The organism is Schleiferilactobacillus perolens DSM 12744 (genome assembly GCF_001435585.1).
Taxonomy (GTDB): Bacteria; Bacillota; Bacilli; order Lactobacillales; family Lactobacillaceae; genus Schleiferilactobacillus; species Schleiferilactobacillus perolens.
In genome coordinates this window covers 1-789 of record NZ_AZEC01000053.1, presented here as the reverse complement: position 1 = coordinate 789, position 789 = coordinate 1, and the positions used below count along the sequence as shown (strand labels likewise).

Genomic DNA, 789 nt, shown 5'->3' with positions numbered 1-789 from the left:
CTGGGCCACTATCTAATAAATTTAAAATACTGAAATTACCAGTAGGTCTCTCAACTATCTTATTAGCAATTGCAGGTCTCTCCCTGTTCTTCTTAAGAAATAATACTGGTATTATTCTTTACGCCTTAGCTGCCGGTTTAGGAATGGGCTTATGGAACGCACTTGATAATTTATTAAACTTAAAAGTTATCCCCGATCAAAATCGTGTTGCATTTTTCTTAGGTGTTTACAACTTAGGTAATACAATTACACAAGCTATCGCACCCGTTTTAGCCGCTGCCGTCATAAGTCTTTTTGGTTATTCTGGAATTTTTATTGTTTCATTTATTTTTTCCTTGATTGGTGGTATTTCAATGCTATCGATTAAATCATTAAAACGTTAGTAAGATATTTTTTAGCAATCCTTATTTAAAGTTAAGGATTGCTTTTTGTTCTCTTCAGTTGCAATCGCTTGCAACTCGCACCTATCCTCTGCTATGCTCGTGCCAACAATGGTAATTATTTATTCACCTAAATTTAGGATGGAGGTAATTAAATGACTGAAAGTTATCAATTTGATGTTTTGTACTTAGGCGCGGGGCATGGTGCCTTCGACGGGGCGGTTCCACTAGCTAATAGTGGTAAAAAAGTCGCCATTATCGAAGCGGACAAAATCGGGGGAACTTGTCCAAACCGTGGATGCAACGCGAAAATTACGCTGGACAACCCGGTTCAACTTTTACGCCACCAAGAACGCCTTGATGGCATTGTAAATGGTGACTTAAAGCTGGATTGGACTGCCAATGTAGA

Annotated in this window: 1 protein-coding gene and 1 pseudogene; both read left to right on the top strand. The window is 38.4% G+C overall.

Annotated features, from left to right (window positions below; translation table 11 throughout):
* Positions 1 to 383: MFS transporter (locus FD09_RS15570; RefSeq protein WP_057822565.1), on the top strand; the 383-nt coding region annotated here is incomplete at its 5' end.
* A gap of 152 nt (positions 384 to 535) precedes the next feature.
* Positions 536 to 789: pseudogene (locus FD09_RS15565) on the top strand (NAD(P)/FAD-dependent oxidoreductase); the annotation flags it as partial.